The following is a 15,190-nucleotide window of genomic DNA, read 5'->3' on the forward strand; positions in this document are numbered from 1 at the left end:
GCTACGGGTGTATGGAGGAACTTTCGTGACACGCAGGACAGTGCGCATCGCCATGAACGGCGTCACGGGTCGCATGGGATACCGGCAGCACCTGGTGCGCTCGATCCTCGCGATCCGCGAGCAGGGCGGCCTCGATCTCGGGGACGGCGACGTGCTGTGGCCCGAGCCCGTTCTGGTCGGCCGCCGCGCCCATGCGCTGGAGGAACTCGCCGCACAGCACGGTCTGACCGAGTGGTCCACCGATCTCGACGCGGTCCTCGCGGACGACAGCATCGACATCTACTTCGACGCCCAGGTCACCTCGGCCCGCGTCGAGGCGATCAAGAAGGCGATCGCCGCGGGCAAGCACATCTACACCGAGAAGCCCACCGCCACGGACGTCGAGGGCGCCCTGGAGCTGGCCCGCCTGGCCCGTGACGCCGGGATCAAGCACGGCGTCGTCCAGGACAAGATCTTCCTGCCGGGCCTGCTGAAGCTGAAGCGTCTCATCGACGGCGGCTTCTTCGGCGAGATCCTCTCCGTACGCGGCGAGTTCGGCTACTGGGTCTTCGAGGGCGACTGGCAGGAGGCCCAGCGCCCGTCCTGGAACTACCGCGCCGAGGACGGCGGCGGCATCGTCGTCGACATGTTCCCGCACTGGGAGTACGTGCTCCACGAGCTGTTCGGCCGGGTCTCCACCGTCCAGGCGCACGTCCAGACGCACATCCCGCAGCGTTGGGACGAGCAGGGGAAGCCGTACGCCGCCACCGCCGACGACGCCGCGTACGGCATCTTCCAGCTGGAGAGCGGAGCTGTCGCACAGATCAACTCCTCCTGGACGGTCCGCGTCAACCGCGACGAGCTCGTCGAGTTCCAGGTCGACGGAACCCACGGCTCCGCCGTCGCCGGCCTCCGCAACTGCCGTGTCCAGCACCGCTCGGCCACCCCCAAGCCGGTCTGGAACCCGGACCTCCCGGTCACCGAGTCGTTCCGCGACCAGTGGCAGGAAGTCCCCGACAACGCTGCCTTCGACAACGGCTTCAAGGCCCAGTGGGAGCTCTTCCTGCGCCACATCGTGCTCGACGAGCCGTACACCTGGGACCTGATGGCCGGCGCCCGCGGCGTCCAGCTCGCCGAGCTGGGCCTGAAGTCCTCCGCCGAGGGCCGCCGCTTCGACGTACCGGAGCTGACGCTGTGACGATCCACCTCCCGCAGGGCCCGTACGAACCCCGCACCGCCCCGCTCGACCTCGCCCCCGGCGGGGCTCCCCTCGCCTCCCGTACGGTCTTCTCCGCCGCCCATGTCGTCGCCGACCCGTACGCCGACATCAGCCCCGACTCACCGGCCGCCGTCGACTGGGACGCCACCCTCGCCTTCCGCCGCTACCTCTGGTCGCACGGTCTCGGCGTCGCCGAAGCCATGGACACCGCCCAGCGCGGCATGGGTCTGGACTGGGCCGGCGCGGCCGAACTGATCCGCCGCTCCGCCGCCGAGGCGAAGGCGGTCGGCGGCCGCATCGCCTGCGGCGTCGGCACCGACCAGCTTCCCGCCGGACCCGCCTCGCTCGCCGAGGTGCGGTCCGCGTACGAGGAGCAGCTCACCCTTGTAGAGGAGAGCGGCGCCCAGGCCATCCTGATGGCCTCCCGCGCGCTCGCCGCCGCGGCAAAGGGGCCCGAGGACTACCTGGAGACGTACGCGCACCTCCTGCGCCAGGCCTCCGAACCGGTCGTCCTGCACTGGCTCGGCCCGATGTTCGACCCGGCGCTGGAGGGCTACTGGGGCTCCTCGGACCTCGACGCCGCCACCGACACCTTCCTGAAGGTCATCGCCGAGCATCCGGACAAGGTCGACGGCATCAAGATCTCGCTCCTGGACGCCGAGCGCGAGATCGACGTCCGCCGCCGTCTGCCCGGCGGGGTCCGCTGCTACACCGGCGACGACTTCAACTACCCCGAGCTGATCGCGGGCGACGACCAGGGCTTCAGCCACGCCCTGCTCGGCATCTTCGACCCGCTGGGCCCGCTGGCCGCACACGCGGTACGGGTCCTGGACACCGGGGACGTCCAGGGCTTCCGGGACCTCCTCGACCCCACGGTCGAGCTGTCCCGTCACCTCTTCCAGGCGCCCACCCGCTTCTACAAGACGGGCGTGGTCTTCCTCGCCTGGCTGGCCGGCCATCAGGACCACTTCACCATGGTCGGCGGCCTGCAGTCCGCGCGCTCGCTGCCGCATCTGGCGAAGGCGTACGAACTCGCGGACCGGCTGGGCCTGTTCCCCGACCCGGAGCTGGCCGAATCCCGGATGCGTGCCCTGCTCGCGGTCAACGGAGGCACCCGATGAGCGACGGCCGACTCTCCATCAACCAGGAGACCATCAAGCAGTGGTCGCTGCCCGAGCTGGCCGAGGGCTGCGTCAAGGCGGGCGTCGACAAGGTCGGCCTGTGGCGGGCCCCCGTGCAGGAGTACGGCATCGAGCGCACCGCCCGACTCCTCGCCGATTCCGGCCTCTCGGTCACCAGCCTCTGCCGAGGCGGCTTCTTCACCGCCATCGACCCGGCGGAACGGGCCCGCGCCCTGGACGACAACCGCGCCGCGCTCGACGAGGCGGCGGCCCTGTCCACCGACACCCTGGTCCTCGTCTCCGGCGGCCTTCCCGTCGGCAGCAAGGACCTGCACGGCGCGCGTGAGCGGATCGCGGACGCCCTGGGCGAACTCGCACCGTACGCGGCCGAGCGAGGTGTCCGTCTGGCGATCGAACCGCTGCACCCGATGTTCGCCTCGGACCGCTGCGTCGTCTCCACGCTCTCCCAGGCCCTGGACATCGCGGAACGCTTCCCCGCCGAGCAGGTCGGGGTGGTCGTCGACACGTACCACATCTGGTGGGACGAGCAGGCGGCCGCACAGATCGCCCGGGCGGGCGCGGGCGGCCGTATCCACTCCTTCCAGCTGGCGGACTGGATCACCCCGCTTCCGGCGGGCGTCCTGGTCGGCCGGGGCCAACTGGGCGACGGTGCCGTGGACTTCCGCGCGTTCCGTTCGCTGGTCGAGGCCACCGGTTTCGACGGCCCCATCGAGGTGGAGATCTTCAACGAGGACCTCTGGGCCCGCGACGGCGCCGAAGTCCTCGCGGAGGTCGCGTCCCGGTACGCCGAACACGCCTGCTGAGAAGGCTTTTTGCCGCCAGGGTAAAGAGATCACCAAGACGTGCAACCGTTCGGCACCCTGCCGGGTCATATCTGGCGTCGGGTGCTCCCGGGGAGGGATCCGGGGGGATCGGGAAGCCCTGACGGAGGGGGAAAGCGAGGGGGCCCGGTCTTCTGACCGGGCCCGTTTCGCCTTGTCGGGACCGTCTCGCGAATTCCCGACGTTTCATCGCATGCTGATCAATAGGCCGAGTTGACGTTGTCGATCGAGCCGTAGCGCTGTGCCGCGTAGTTGCAGGCGGCGGTGATGTTGGCGACCGGGTCGTAGATGTTCCACGAGGTGCCGGGGACGTGATACGCCCTGAAGGTCGGGTCGATGACCTGGAGCAGTCCCTTGGACGGGATGCCCTTGGCGGCGTTGGAGTCCCAGTTGTTGATGGCATTCGGGTTGCCGCTCGACTCGCGCATCAGATTGCGGTGGATCCCGTGGTAGGAGCCCGGGATGCCCTGCGCGCGCATGATCTCCAGCGACTGGTTGATCCAGTTGCTGACGCTGCTGCCGGACTGGGCGGGCGCGGCCGAGGCGGCCGGAGCGCCGACGAGGGAGCCGGCGACGACTGCGGCTCCTGCGGCGGCCATGCCCAGTGAGATCTTCTTGGTCTGGGTCATGTGAGCGAACTTCTTGGACATCGCGGAGATCTGCATCGGAAATTACCTCTTCCGTGGGGATGCCGAGAAGTTTTAAGCGTGGTTCTAGTTCTGGTCAATGACCCTCTTTACTATCGGAATACGTACAGATATTGGGCAATGGTCTTAAAGCCGCCGCAAACAGGCCACGAAACGGACTTTTTGTCCTACTAGGTCGCATCATGGTGACGTGTGTCATATAGTCCACATCACACATCGGAAAGCATCAAATGCTGCCAAAACGGACATTGAAATATTGCCCATGCCGGCGGGAAAGCCTTCTGTTCGGCCCGTGTGATGAATGAAATGCGTGGCGTAATGAAAACGCGGTCGGGTTATTGAAGCCTTCTCGGTGACGTCCCGTGTCCGTGGACGCCCGACGGCCGCGGCTACGCCCGGTCGTTCTTCCGTGTCGATGTACGACTTCGCGACCCGGGAGTCCGTGCTGCGGCTCCTGCTGGCCGGCAACGCGGGTTCCTCTGTGCAGTAGTTGGGGCGATATGCCGTGGAACACGGCACGGGCGTATGCCTCCGTAGGGAGCAGGCCAGGGATGAGAGACGCGGCGTACGGGCGGATTTCCGTAGCCTCACGCTCCAACTCGGCAGCCACCGCGAAGTACCGGGCGAACTTCGAAGTCGCCCATCCAACGGACAAAGAAGCCGTCGGTCTTCAACGCGATGTCGAGGCGGTGCGCGTCATCCGGCTTCGGCCGCCGCCGCCCCGCCTCGTCATGACTGATCAGCGTCGGCGGGCACATTGCCTGTTCGCTCAGGGCCTCCTGAGAGAAGTGTCGGTCAATGGCACGTTCGGGGTGGTGGGTCAGCGGAAGAGGTCGAGGAACCCGTTCACCCGGATCCCGACGGACACGATCGCCAGGAGTGCGCAGCCCACGGCCGCCAAGGACTGGCCGAACGAACCCGCCTCCGGCGCGTCACCCCGTGCCTCAGCGAGCGTGTCCCAGGTGACCGGGTGGCCGAGGGCCTTGGAGGCGGCGGCCCGCACGGCTGCCAACTGCTGCTCGACAAAGGGGGAGTCGGCCGCCGATTCCTGGCCTTGCCAGGCCAGGGCGCGCATCCACCGTGCGGGGTCGCTGTACCTCTCCTCAAACGCGGCGACCTCGTCAGGAAGCCTGTCCTCTTCGAGGCAGGTCCCCCACCGGCCGGCCTCGCCGAGGGGGCCGGCTACGACAGGGCGCTGCCGATGTGGCAGCCCGAGGTGGAGCGGGCCAGGGCGAACTGCGCCGCCCGGTCGCTCGACGACACCAGCCCCGCTCTTCAGGGCGGGGAGGAGTCACGCAGGGAAACCGAAGATTGACTGTGGCGGGCGGGAGCGAGATCGGCAGCACCAGGAGCTCGACGAGGCCACCCAGCGCCGGATCGCCATGGGCTGCACCGTCGCCTTCTTCCGCCGGTACCTCATGGGCGACACGTCGGCGGAGGCACTCCTGACCGGCCGGGAGAAGCTGCCCGACGTGCCGGATGTGGTGAAGGTGGAGTATGCGAAGCCGCGCTGAAGCGGCGGTCCGGCCGGTCGCGGCGTGAGTGGGCGAGGAGGCGTGATGCGAACCAGCGACGAGATCTATCACCGGGTCCGCTGGGATCCGCGGTTCGACCCTGCCCGGTTCGTGCTGGGGATCAGCCAGCGCGGGGATGCCTGCAAACGCATCCCGCTGCCTTCATTCGTGCCCGGGGGCGACATCCCGTGGCACCGGGTGGTGTTCATCGAGGCGGACGGCGAGGTGGTCTGGGACCGGGCCACGGGCGTGGACCGCGTCGATGCGTCGGGCGCCGGCCGGGTGCGGGACCCGCAAGCGGACCTGAGCTTCGATACGAGCTCCGGCAGGGGCGATCCCGTCGGCGTCCTCGACGTGCCCCCGACGGCCCGCACAGCGGTGGCCTGGATCCCGCCTGCGGAGCTGTGGCCGCCGATCCAGGACATCCGCCAGGATTACGATCCGCAGATCCACCGGTGGCCGCCGCACGTCAATGTGCTCTTCGGCTTCGTGCCGGAGTCCGACTTCGAGCGGGCCGCCCCGCTGCTCGCCGCGGCGACGGCCGAGACGCCGGTCTTCACCGCCCGGCTGGACGGGGTGCGCACCTTCCGGCACAGGACGTACTTCACCGTGTGGCTCGACCCGACGGCAGCCGGCCAGGCGCCGTGGGCCCACCTGCACCGCCTGCTGCGGCAGCGGTTCCCGCGCTGCAGCGGGCCCGCCAAGAACTTCACCCCACATCTGTCCCTGGGTCGGACCCGGGATCCGCGGCGAGTCACCGCCGACTGTGTCACCCGGCTCGACACCATGGCGGCGACAGTCTGGGAACTCGTCCTGCTCTCACGCAGGGGCGACGGGCCGATGCGGCCACGGGCCACGGTCGCCCTGCGAACGGGCGAGGTCCGCCGGCTGCCCGCGCCCGGGACAGGAGCGCCGGGCCCGGAGGACACGGCATGGCTCTCCGGGATCACCGACAGATGAGGCCATGGCCGACTGGGGCAGAGCGCCGCCGGACAACAGCTTCCCAGCCGCTCCGACCGCCCTCCTCGGCGAGCGTCTTGATGCCCTCGAAGCGTGCTCCCACCACGGGCCCGTTCGCCCCGTCGAGCCAGGCGACGCGCCGCAACTCCGGGCTGAACCGGGCCGGCAGGCGGATGTCCGTCACCAGCTCCCGGGCCCGTGGCACGGCTGCCTCGATATGGACAACACTATGCACGCTCGGACCATCGGTGCATTCCAAGGCGTCCTCCTCACACCGGAGTTGCTGATCATTCCGATGCGCTGCTCAGGCGCCGTCACCACAGGAAACGGGCGGCCTCCGAGGCCGGGAATGCGTTGTCGGTGGGAACCGATACCGTCGGAACATGTCCAACATGGCCGTCCTCGAAGGGGTCCTGGAGCGGATCACCTACGCCAACGAGGAGAACGGGTACACCGTCGCCCGCGTCGACACGGGTCGGGGTGCGGGCGATCTGCTGACGGTCGTCGGGTCGCTGCTCGGTGCCCAGGTCGGGGAGTCCCTGCGGATGGAAGGGCGCTGGAGCTCGCACTCCCAGTACGGCAAGCAGTTCACGGTGGAGAACTACACGACCGTGCTGCCCGCCACCATCCAGGGCATCCGCCGCTATCTCGGCTCCGGCCTGATCAAGGGCATCGGCCCGGTGATGGCGGACCGGATCACCACCCACTTCGGCGTCGACACCCTCGACGTCATCGAGCAGGAGCCGAAGCGGCTCGTCGAGGTGCCCGGGCTCGGGCCGAAGCGGACGAAGATGATCGCCGCGGCCTGGGAGGAGCAGAAGGCGATCAAGGAGGTGATGGTCTTCCTCCAGGGGGTCGGCGTCTCCACTTCCATCGCCGTCCGTATCTACAAGAAGTACGAGGACGCGTCGATCTCCGTCGTGAAGAACCAGCCCTACCGGCTGGCCGCCGACGTCTGGGGCATCGGCTTCCTCACCGCCGACAAGATCGCCCAGGCGGTCGGCATCCCGCACGACAGCCCGGAGCGGGTGAAGGCCGGGCTGCAGTACGCGCTGTCGCAATCAACCGACCAGGGCCACTGCTTCCTCCCCGAGGAGCGGCTGATCGCCGATGGGGTGAAGCTGCTCCAGGTCGATACGGGGCTGGTCATCGAGTGCCTCGCCGAACTGGCCGAGGACCCGGAAGGCGTCGTACGGGAGAAGGTGCCCTCGCCCGAGGGCGGCGAGCCGGTCACGGCCGTGTATCTCGTGCCGTTCCACCGCGCCGAGGTCGCGCTCGCCGCGCAGGTGCAGCGGCTGCTGCGGACGCCCGAGGACCGGATGCCGACCTTCCAGGACGTCGACTGGGCCAAGGCGCTGACCTGGCTCGCGGGCCGTACGGGGGCGAAACTGGCCCCGGAGCAGGAGGCCGCGGTGCGGCTGGCGCTCAGCCGTAAGGTCGCCGTCCTGACCGGTGGGCCCGGCTGCGGGAAGTCGTTCACCGTCCGGTCCATCGTCGAGCTGGCCCGCGCCAAGAAGGCCAAGGTGGTGCTGGCCGCGCCCACCGGGCGGGCGGCCAAGCGGCTCTCCGAGCTGACCGGGGCCGAGGCGTCCACCGTGCACCGGCTGCTCGAACTGAAACCGGGGGGCGATGCCGCGTACGACCGGGACCGGCCGCTGGACGCCGATCTGGTCGTGGTCGACGAGGCGTCGATGCTGGATCTGCTGCTCGCCAACAAACTGCTGAAGGCGGTGGCACCCGGTGCCCACCTCCTGCTCGTGGGGGATGTCGACCAGCTGCCGTCGGTCGGCGCGGGGGAGGTGCTGCGCGATCTGCTCGCCGACGGCAGCCCCGTTCCGGCGGTCCGGCTGACCACGATCTTCCGCCAGGCCCAGCAGTCCGGAGTCGTCACCAACGCGCACCGGATCAACTCCGGAGTACCGCCCCTCACCCAGGGCCTCACGGACTTCTTCCTCTTCGTGGAGGACGAGACTCAGGACGCGGGCGTGCTCGCGGTGGACGTCGCCGCCCGCCGTATTCCGGCCAGATTCGGGCTGGACGCGCGGCGTGACGTACAGGTCCTCGCCCCGATGCACCGCGGCCCGGCCGGGGCGGGCACGCTCAACGGGCTCCTCCAGCAGGCCATCACTCCGGCCCGTCCCGACCTGCCCGAGAAGCGGTTCGGCGGCCGGGTCTTCCGGGTCGGCGACAAGGTCACCCAGATCCGTAACAACTACGACAAGGGGGAGAACGGCGTCTTCAACGGCACGGTCGGCGTCGTCACCGCCCTCGACCTGGACGAACAGCGGCTGACGGTACTGACCGACGAGGACGAGGAGATCGGTTACGACTTCGACGAGCTGGACGAGCTGGCCCACGCGTACGCCATGACGATCCACCGCTCCCAGGGCAGCGAGTACCCGGCCGTCGTCATCCCCGTCACCAAGAGCGCCTGGATGATGCTCCAGCGGAACCTGCTGTACACCGCCGTGACCAGGGCCAAGAAGCTCGTCGTGCTGGTCGGCTCGCGGCAGGCGATCGGCCAGGCGGTCCGCACGGTTTCCGCAGGCAGACGCTGTACGGCGCTGGATTACCGGCTGTCAGGGGGTCTGGGCGGAGGATCGCCGGAAAAAATGATCGATCAAATCGGTGGGAAACATCACGGAGGCCTTCCGGAACCGGAGTCAAGGGGGCAGGATGAGTAAGCTCGCGGCACTCAGTGCCGCGAGTAGGTCCAATGGACGACCCCGAGTGCACTCTCCTGAGCCAAATGGGGGAGGGTGGAGACAGTCAGGGAACCTCGAAGAAGAGGCACTACGTCGGTGAGGGATGACGTGAGCGAGCACACCAATAACGCTGTAGTACTGCGGTACGGCGATGGCGAGTACACCTACCCGGTGATCGACAGCACCGTCGGCGACAAGGGCTTCGACATCGGGAAGCTCCGGGCCAATACCGGCCTGGTCACGCTGGACAGCGGATACGGCAACACCGCAGCGTATAAATCCGCCATCACCTACCTCGACGGTGAGCAGGGCATCCTGCGCTACCGCGGCTACCCGATCGAGCAGCTCGCCGAGCGCTCGACGTTCCTCGAGGTCGCGTACACGCTCATCAACGGTGAGCTTCCCAAGGTCGACGAGCTGTCGACCTTCAAGAACGAGATCACCCAGCACACGCTGCTGCACGAGGACGTCAAGCGGTTCTTCGACGGCTTCCCGCGCGACGCCCACCCGATGGCCATGCTGTCCTCGGTCGTCAGCGCGCTGTCCACGTTCTACCAGGACAGCCACAACCCGTTCGACGAGGAGCAGCGTCACCTCTCGACGATCCGTCTGCTGGCCAAGCTGCCGACGATCGCCGCGTACGCGTACAAGAAGTCGATCGGCCACCCCTTCGTCTACCCGCGCAACGACCTCGGGTACGTCGAGAACTTCCTGCGCATGACCTTCTCGGTCCCCGCCCAGGAGTACGACCTGGACCCGGTCGTCGTCTCCGCGCTCGACAAGCTGCTCATCCTGCACGCGGACCACGAGCAGAACTGTTCGACCTCCACCGTGCGTCTGGTCGGCTCCTCGCAGGCGAACATGTTCGCCTCGATCTCCGCCGGTATCTCGGCGCTGTGGGGCCCGCTGCACGGTGGCGCCAACCAGTCGGTGCTGGAGATGCTCGAAGGCATCCAGGCCAACGGCGGCGATGTCGACTCCTTCATCCGCAAGGTGAAGAACAAGGAGGACGGCGTCCGGCTGATGGGCTTCGGCCACCGCGTCTACAAGTCCTTCGACCCGCGCGCGAAGATCATCAAGGCCGCGGCCCACGACGTGCTGTCCGCGCTCGGCAAGTCCGACGAGCTGCTCGACATCGCGCTGAAGCTGGAGGAGCACGCGCTCTCCGACGAGTACTTCGTCTCGCGCAACCTCTACCCCAACGTGGACTTCTACACGGGTCTGATCTACCGGGCCATGGGCTTCCCGACCGAGATGTTCACCGTGCTCTTCGCGCTCGGCCGGCTTCCCGGCTGGATCGCCCAGTGGCACGAGATGATCAAGGAGCCGGGTTCCCGCATCGGCCGCCCGCGCCAGATCTACACCGGCGAGGTCCTGCGTGACTTCGTCCCGGTCGAAGGCCGCTGAACCTCGTACCGCCCCTGCACCACCCCGGCCGCCGAGGCCGGTCGTCTTCGCCCCGAGTACCGCGCTTTCGCACAGAGCGCGGTGTCCGGGGCGATTTGCGTGACCGACGCAGCCGCGCGCGATGCCGCATGCCGGGCCGACAGCGAGAAGCGCCCCGCCATCGATCCCCCCACGGGCCGACAGCGAGGCGCTTCCCATATCCCGGAGCGGATTCCCCCCACGGGATCCGGCCGGGCGTCTGCGGGAGCCGAAGCTCCTGGGCGCTCCTCACCTACTGCGAGCTGCGCTCTTCACTTGTACTTCCAGTGCGGTCCGCCGGGGTACGTACGCACGGGAGGGCCGCTCAAAGCTCCCCGGTGCACGTGCCCCGGCCAACGCTTGCCCGAAGCATCCCCCAAGACACTTCGATGGACGTCCCCCAAGACATCCTTGGCATCGCACTCTTAGACTCGCGAACCCACCGGATGGTTACCCTGAAACCGGTGTGATCTAAATCTCTTTGTGGAAGTTACGTGAAGGCGCGCAACCGCAGGCTGTTCGTCACGACGAAGACCGATGAGAACGCCATCGCCGCTCCCGCAATCATAGGGTTGAGCAGGCCAAATGCCGCAAGGGGTAGGGCGGCTACGTTATAGCCGAATGCCCAGAAGAGATTGCCCTTGATGGTCGCCAGGGTGCGCCGGGAGAGCCGGATCGCATCGGCCGCCACCTTGAGATCTCCACGAACGAGGGTCAGATCGCTCGCCTCGATCGCGGCGTCCGTACCGGTTCCCATCGCCAGGCCGAGATCGGCGGTGGCGAGAGCGGCCGCGTCGTTGACTCCGTCACCGACCATGGCTACGGAGCGTCCCTGGGCCCGGAGCCGCTCGATGACGTGAACCTTCTCCTCGGGCAGGACCTCGGCATGGACCTCGTCGATTCCGACGGCGTGGGCCACGGCGTCCGCCACGGCCCGGTTGTCGCCGGTCAGCAGAACGGGACGGAGGCCGAGCGCGCGCAGCTCGGCGACGGCTGCCGCGCTGGACTCCTTGACCGCGTCGGCGACGGCGAGGACGCCGCGTGCCTGCCCGTCCCAGGCGACCACGATCGCGGTACGGCCCTGAGCCGCCGCGTCCGCCACGGCGCCGGACAGGTCGTCGGGGATGTCGATGCCCGCGTCGGCGAGCAATTGCGGACGGCCGACCAGTACCTGGTGCCCGTCGACCGTGCCGCGTACGCCGAGGCCCGCGACGTTGGCGAAGTCCTCGGGGGTGGGGAGGGGGCCGCCGATGCGTTCCGTGGCTCCGGCGGCGACGGCCTGGGCGATGGGGTGCTCGGAGGAGTGCTCCAGTGCGCCGGCCAGCCGCAGGAGCCGGGTCTCGTCGGTGCCGGGTGCGGGGTGGATGTCCTGGAGGGTCATACGGCCGGTGGTGACCGTGCCGGTCTTGTCGAGGACGATCGTGTCGATGCGGTGCGTGGTCTCCAGGACCTCGGGGCCCTTGATCAGGATGCCGAGCTGGGCGCCGCGTCCCGTACCGACCATGAGGGCGGTGGGAGTGGCGAGGCCCAGGGCGCAGGGGCAGGCGATGATCAGTACGGCGACGGCGGCGGTGAACGCGGCGGTCACGTCGTCCGTGACGAGCAGCCACGCGATCAGGGTGGCCACTGCGAGCACCAGCACCACGGGGACGAAGACCGCGGAGATCCGGTCGGCGAGGCGCTGCACCTCGGCCTTGCCGTTCTGCGCGTCCTCGACGAGCCTCGCCATCCGTGCCAGCTGGGTGTCGGCGCCGACCCGGGTGGCTTCGACGACGAGCCGGCCGGAGGCGTTCACGGTGGCCCCGGTGACCCGGTCGCCGACGCCCACATCGACCGGGACGGACTCGCCGGTGAGCATGGAGGCGTCCACGGCGGACGCGCCCTCGACGACGGTGCCGTCGGTGGCGATCTTCTCGCCGGGGCGGACGACGAAGCGGTCGCCTACGGTGAGCCGGCCGACGGGGATACGTACCTCAGTGCCGCCCCGGAGGACGGAGACGTCCTTCGCGCCCAGGTGCATCAGCGCGCGCAGGGCGGAACCGGCCTTCCGCTTGGACTTGGCCTCCAGGTAGCGGCCCAGCAGGATGAAGGTGACGACGCCGGCCGCGACCTCCAGATAGATGGTGGACGGGCCTTCCCCGAGCCCTCGGCTCCGCTCGAGCAGGGAAGACCCCATTGCGCGCGAGACGGTGAAGTCGAAGCCGTGCCGCATCCCGGTCATGCCTGCGTCACCGAGGAAGAGCGCCCACAGGGACCAGCCGAAGGCAGCGAGGGTGCCGACCGAGACCAGGGTGTCCATGGTGGCCGCGCCGTGCCGGAGATTGGTCCAGGTGGCGCGGTGGAAGGGCAGTCCGCCCCAGACGACGACGGGGGCGGCCAGGGTGAGGGAGAGCCACTGCCAGTTGTCGAACTGGAGGGCAGGGACCATCGCGAGCAAGACGACGGGGGCGGCGAGGACGGCCGAGACGATCAGGCGCTGACGCAGTGATGCGAGGGCGTCGGCGGCCTTCCGCTCGGCGGGGTCGTCGGCGTAGGCCTCGGTCTCGGCTTCGGTGCCTGTGCCTGTGCCTGTGCCTGTGTCGGTCGGGCTTTCGGTGGCCTGCTCGGTGCGGACTCGGGTGCTGTGCGGGCCGCCGTCCTCGGGGGTGCCCGTGACGGTGATCGCGGGCGTGGCCGGTGCCGCGGCACGCGCCGGGGTGGGCGGTGCCGATTCGGGGCGGCGTAGCGGCTGAGCGGTATAGCCGGTCTTCTCGACTGTGGCGATCAGATCCGCGAGGTCGGTCCCTGAGCCGAAGGAGACACGGGCCTTCTCGGTCGCGTAGTTGACGGTGGCGGTGACGCCGTCCATCCGGTTGAGCTTCTTCTCGACGCGGGCCGCGCAGGAGGCGCAGGTCATCCCGCCGATCGTGAGTTCGGCCCGCGAGCTCTCCGCTGCCGGGGTCGCGGCCTCTGTTGCACTGTGCATGTCCGAACTCCTGAAACGCCGACCGGGCCGTACCCCACCAGTATCTGCTGGTCGGTCCGGCCCGGCGGCAAAGGGGGGTTATACGGGTGTATCCGGTGTATCGGGTATGCCCCGATGGCGTTCAGGCCCGGCCGACGAGCTCGTAGCCGGCCTCGTCGACTGCGGCGCGCACGGCGTCCTCGGCCAGCGGGGCCCGGGAGACGACGGTCACCTGGCCGGTGGCGGCGACGGCCTTCACCGAGGTGACGCCGTCGATGCCGGAGATCTCCTCGGAGACGGCACCTTCGCAGTGGCCGCACGTCATGCCGGACACCTGGTAGACGGTGGTCACCCCGCCCACAGGGGCGCCGGAGTCCGCACCGTCGTGGCAGGAGCCGCTGGGCGAGCAGCAGGAGCCGGTGGCCTGGGGGAGCTGGGTCTCGGCGGTCATGGTGTTCTCCTCTTCGACGAGCACAAAAGGGCGTGGTGTGTCGGGAACCCCGGGAGACCCGTGTGCCCCAACACTCATCACACTATACCCCTAGGGGGTATAAATGCGAGTGTTCGCTGTGCGCGCTGGCTCGTCGGTGGGGGCCGGGGTGCATCCCTGTGCGAAGAGTGCGCGGCTCGGGCCGGCGTCGGCGGCCCGGGCGGCCGGATCGCGATGCCGTGCATCGAGTCCCGGAGTGAGTGCAGCACGGTGGCGCCGAGGCGTGTGGCGTTCGCGGGCGCGGCGAGGCGGAAACGCCCGTTCGGCCTCCGGGGGGAGAGTGGGACGCCGCCCGGCGGCAGCCTGTCCGGGGGTCGTGCCCGAATGGTGCGGGCGGTCCCGCGCGGCTACCTCGGTCTCCAGCGGGGCGTGCAGGCCTGAGCCCTTCATGGCGACAGCGAAGTGCGAGCGTCGGAGCCGCGAGCTTCGCTGTCGCCTGATTTGTCCGAATTCCGCGAGGTGTGGGCTATTGGGCATCCGGGGGAGCGGGGGGCGTCGCGTCGCAGACCAGTGGCTCCAGATAACGGAGCAATGCGGTCTTCAGCTCCCTGATGTACGCGTCCCGCTCGGCGCCCTCGTGGGCCATGATCAGGTCGAGTCCGCCCTTGAAGAGGATGAAGATTATGTTGGCGGTACGGGCGATCTGGGCGGGCGGAGTGTCCGGCAGGTAGCCGCCGAGGATCGCCTCGACGCGGTCGAGCATGGTCATGTGCAGCGCGTCGTGCCCCTGGGTGATCATTCCGGGGATCTCGGAACCGTGCATAAGGACGGTGAAGGCCGGATTCTCGCAGTTGAAGGCGATCAGCGGATCGAGGGTGGCGTCCAGCATCCGGTCCAGCGGGAGCGTCAGGTGATCCGGGAGGAACGCGGCGCCGTATGTCTCCCGCCAGCGGTTCAGGAGTTGGTCGCCGAGTTCGACGGCGATGGCCTCCTTGTTGGGGAAGAACTGGTAGAGCGTGCCCGGTGAGACGCCTGCCTCGCGGGCGATGGCGTTGGTGCTCGCCGCGGTGTAGCCGGTTGTGCAGAAGACATTGGCCGCCGCTTTGAGGAGCTGCGTGATGCGGGCTTCGCCGCGGGCCTGGCGGCGACGGGGGCGGGTGGCGCCGGCGGCCGCTTCGGGGCGTGCGCTGCTGGTGCTGTTGGCGCCGCCCGTGATGCGTGCGCTGCCGCCCGCGCCCCCGGTGCCGCTCGTGGCTGAGGGGTTCGCGGTGCCGCCCGCGCCGCCCGTGCCCCTGGCGCTTCCGGTGCCCTTCGCTCTGGCCTCCGACACGGTCAATCCCCAGCTTTCATGACGCGGTTGACAAACACGAGCGGTCGCTCGCATTCTTGTTGAAACGCGAGCGA

At 69.0% G+C, this 15,190-nt stretch carries 14 protein-coding genes and 1 pseudogene; 7 read left to right on the forward strand and 8 right to left on the reverse strand.

What is annotated here, in order from left to right; genetic code table 11:
* Positions 1 to 25: 25 nt before the first annotated feature.
* From OG609_RS26630 to OG609_RS26640, 3 genes are read left to right on the forward strand one after another with little or no spacing between them, the layout of a single operon-like run.
* Positions 26 to 1,177 (forward strand): Gfo/Idh/MocA family protein, encoded by a 1,152-nt coding sequence (locus OG609_RS26630; RefSeq protein WP_327275133.1) that lies wholly within the window; start codon positions 26 to 28, stop codon positions 1,175 to 1,177.
* Positions 1,174 to 2,319 carry a dihydrodipicolinate synthase family protein gene (locus OG609_RS26635; RefSeq protein WP_327275134.1) on the forward strand — a complete coding sequence of 382 codons (1,146 nt, stop codon included), beginning with the start codon at positions 1,174 to 1,176 and terminating at the stop codon, positions 2,317 to 2,319. The genes OG609_RS26630 and OG609_RS26635 overlap by 4 nt, the downstream gene beginning before the upstream one ends.
* Positions 2,316 to 3,143: a sugar phosphate isomerase/epimerase family protein gene (locus OG609_RS26640; protein WP_327275135.1), complete on the forward strand. Its 828-nt coding sequence runs from the start codon at positions 2,316 to 2,318 to the stop codon at positions 3,141 to 3,143. Before OG609_RS26635 ends, OG609_RS26640 begins: the two co-directional genes overlap by 4 nt.
* 218 nt (positions 3,144 to 3,361) lie before the next feature.
* Here OG609_RS26640 and OG609_RS26645 read toward each other — a convergent pair whose 3' ends face one another.
* From OG609_RS26645 to OG609_RS26655, 4 genes are all read right to left on the reverse strand, one after another.
* Positions 3,362 to 3,826, reverse strand: coding sequence for a transglycosylase SLT domain-containing protein (locus tag OG609_RS26645; protein ID WP_232837655.1), 465 nt, complete (start codon positions 3,824 to 3,826; stop codon positions 3,362 to 3,364).
* A gap of 208 nt (positions 3,827 to 4,034) precedes the next feature.
* A complete protein-coding gene (locus OG609_RS46275; protein WP_442818005.1) occupies positions 4,035 to 4,418 on the reverse strand; it encodes a Scr1 family TA system antitoxin-like transcriptional regulator in 384 nt (127 codons plus the stop codon).
* Positions 4,396 to 4,566 carry a hypothetical protein gene (locus tag OG609_RS26650; RefSeq protein WP_442818006.1) on the reverse strand — a complete coding sequence of 57 codons (171 nt, stop codon included), beginning with the start codon at positions 4,564 to 4,566 and terminating at the stop codon, positions 4,396 to 4,398. The genes OG609_RS46275 and OG609_RS26650 overlap by 23 nt, the downstream gene beginning before the upstream one ends.
* Before the next feature lie 62 nt (positions 4,567 to 4,628).
* Positions 4,629 to 5,087, reverse strand: a complete 459-nt coding sequence (locus OG609_RS26655; RefSeq protein WP_327278196.1) for a DUF6584 family protein — start codon at positions 5,085 to 5,087, stop codon at positions 4,629 to 4,631.
* Between the two features lie 103 nt (positions 5,088 to 5,190).
* Here OG609_RS26655 and OG609_RS26660 point away from each other — a divergent pair, with 103 nt between their 5' ends.
* Positions 5,191 to 5,322, forward strand: a complete 132-nt coding sequence (locus OG609_RS26660; RefSeq protein ID WP_327275136.1) for a hypothetical protein — start codon at positions 5,191 to 5,193, stop codon at positions 5,320 to 5,322.
* Between the two features lie 45 nt (positions 5,323 to 5,367).
* Positions 5,368 to 6,243 (forward strand): annotated as a pseudogene (locus tag OG609_RS26665) (RNA repair domain-containing protein); the annotation flags it as partial.
* Between the two features lie 25 nt (positions 6,244 to 6,268).
* Here OG609_RS26665 and OG609_RS26670 read toward each other — a convergent pair.
* Positions 6,269 to 6,517 (reverse strand): hypothetical protein, encoded by a 249-nt coding sequence (locus OG609_RS26670; protein ID WP_327275137.1) that lies wholly within the window; start codon positions 6,515 to 6,517, stop codon positions 6,269 to 6,271.
* A 148-nt stretch (positions 6,518 to 6,665) separates the two neighbouring features.
* Here OG609_RS26670 and recD2 point away from each other — a divergent pair, with 148 nt between their 5' ends.
* Both recD2 and OG609_RS26680 read left to right on the forward strand, forming a co-directional pair.
* Complete coding sequence (gene recD2, locus OG609_RS26675; protein ID WP_327275138.1) at positions 6,666 to 8,966, forward strand: SF1B family DNA helicase RecD2; 2,301 nt, start codon at positions 6,666 to 6,668, stop codon at positions 8,964 to 8,966.
* 129 nt (positions 8,967 to 9,095) lie between these two features.
* Entirely contained in the window at positions 9,096 to 10,394 is a 1,299-nt protein-coding gene (locus OG609_RS26680) for a citrate synthase (protein WP_266361410.1), read from the forward strand.
* Positions 10,395 to 10,902: 508 nt separating this feature from the next.
* On the opposite strand, the gene OG609_RS26685 is transcribed toward OG609_RS26680, so the two are convergent.
* The 3 genes from OG609_RS26685 to OG609_RS26695 form a co-directional block, all read right to left on the reverse strand.
* Positions 10,903 to 13,377 (reverse strand): heavy metal translocating P-type ATPase, encoded by a 2,475-nt coding sequence (locus OG609_RS26685; protein WP_327275139.1) that lies wholly within the window; start codon positions 13,375 to 13,377, stop codon positions 10,903 to 10,905.
* Between the two features lie 121 nt (positions 13,378 to 13,498).
* Positions 13,499 to 13,807 (reverse strand): heavy-metal-associated domain-containing protein, encoded by a 309-nt coding sequence (locus OG609_RS26690; RefSeq protein ID WP_327275140.1) that lies wholly within the window; start codon positions 13,805 to 13,807, stop codon positions 13,499 to 13,501.
* Positions 13,808 to 14,312: 505 nt separating this feature from the next.
* Positions 14,313 to 15,116: a TetR family transcriptional regulator gene (locus tag OG609_RS26695; protein ID WP_442818007.1), complete on the reverse strand. Its 804-nt coding sequence runs from the start codon at positions 15,114 to 15,116 to the stop codon at positions 14,313 to 14,315.
* Positions 15,117 to 15,190: the final 74 nt, after the last annotated feature.

This window comes from Streptomyces sp. NBC_01224 (genome assembly GCF_036002945.1).
In the GTDB taxonomy this organism is placed as follows: domain Bacteria; phylum Actinomycetota; class Actinomycetes; order Streptomycetales; family Streptomycetaceae; genus Streptomyces.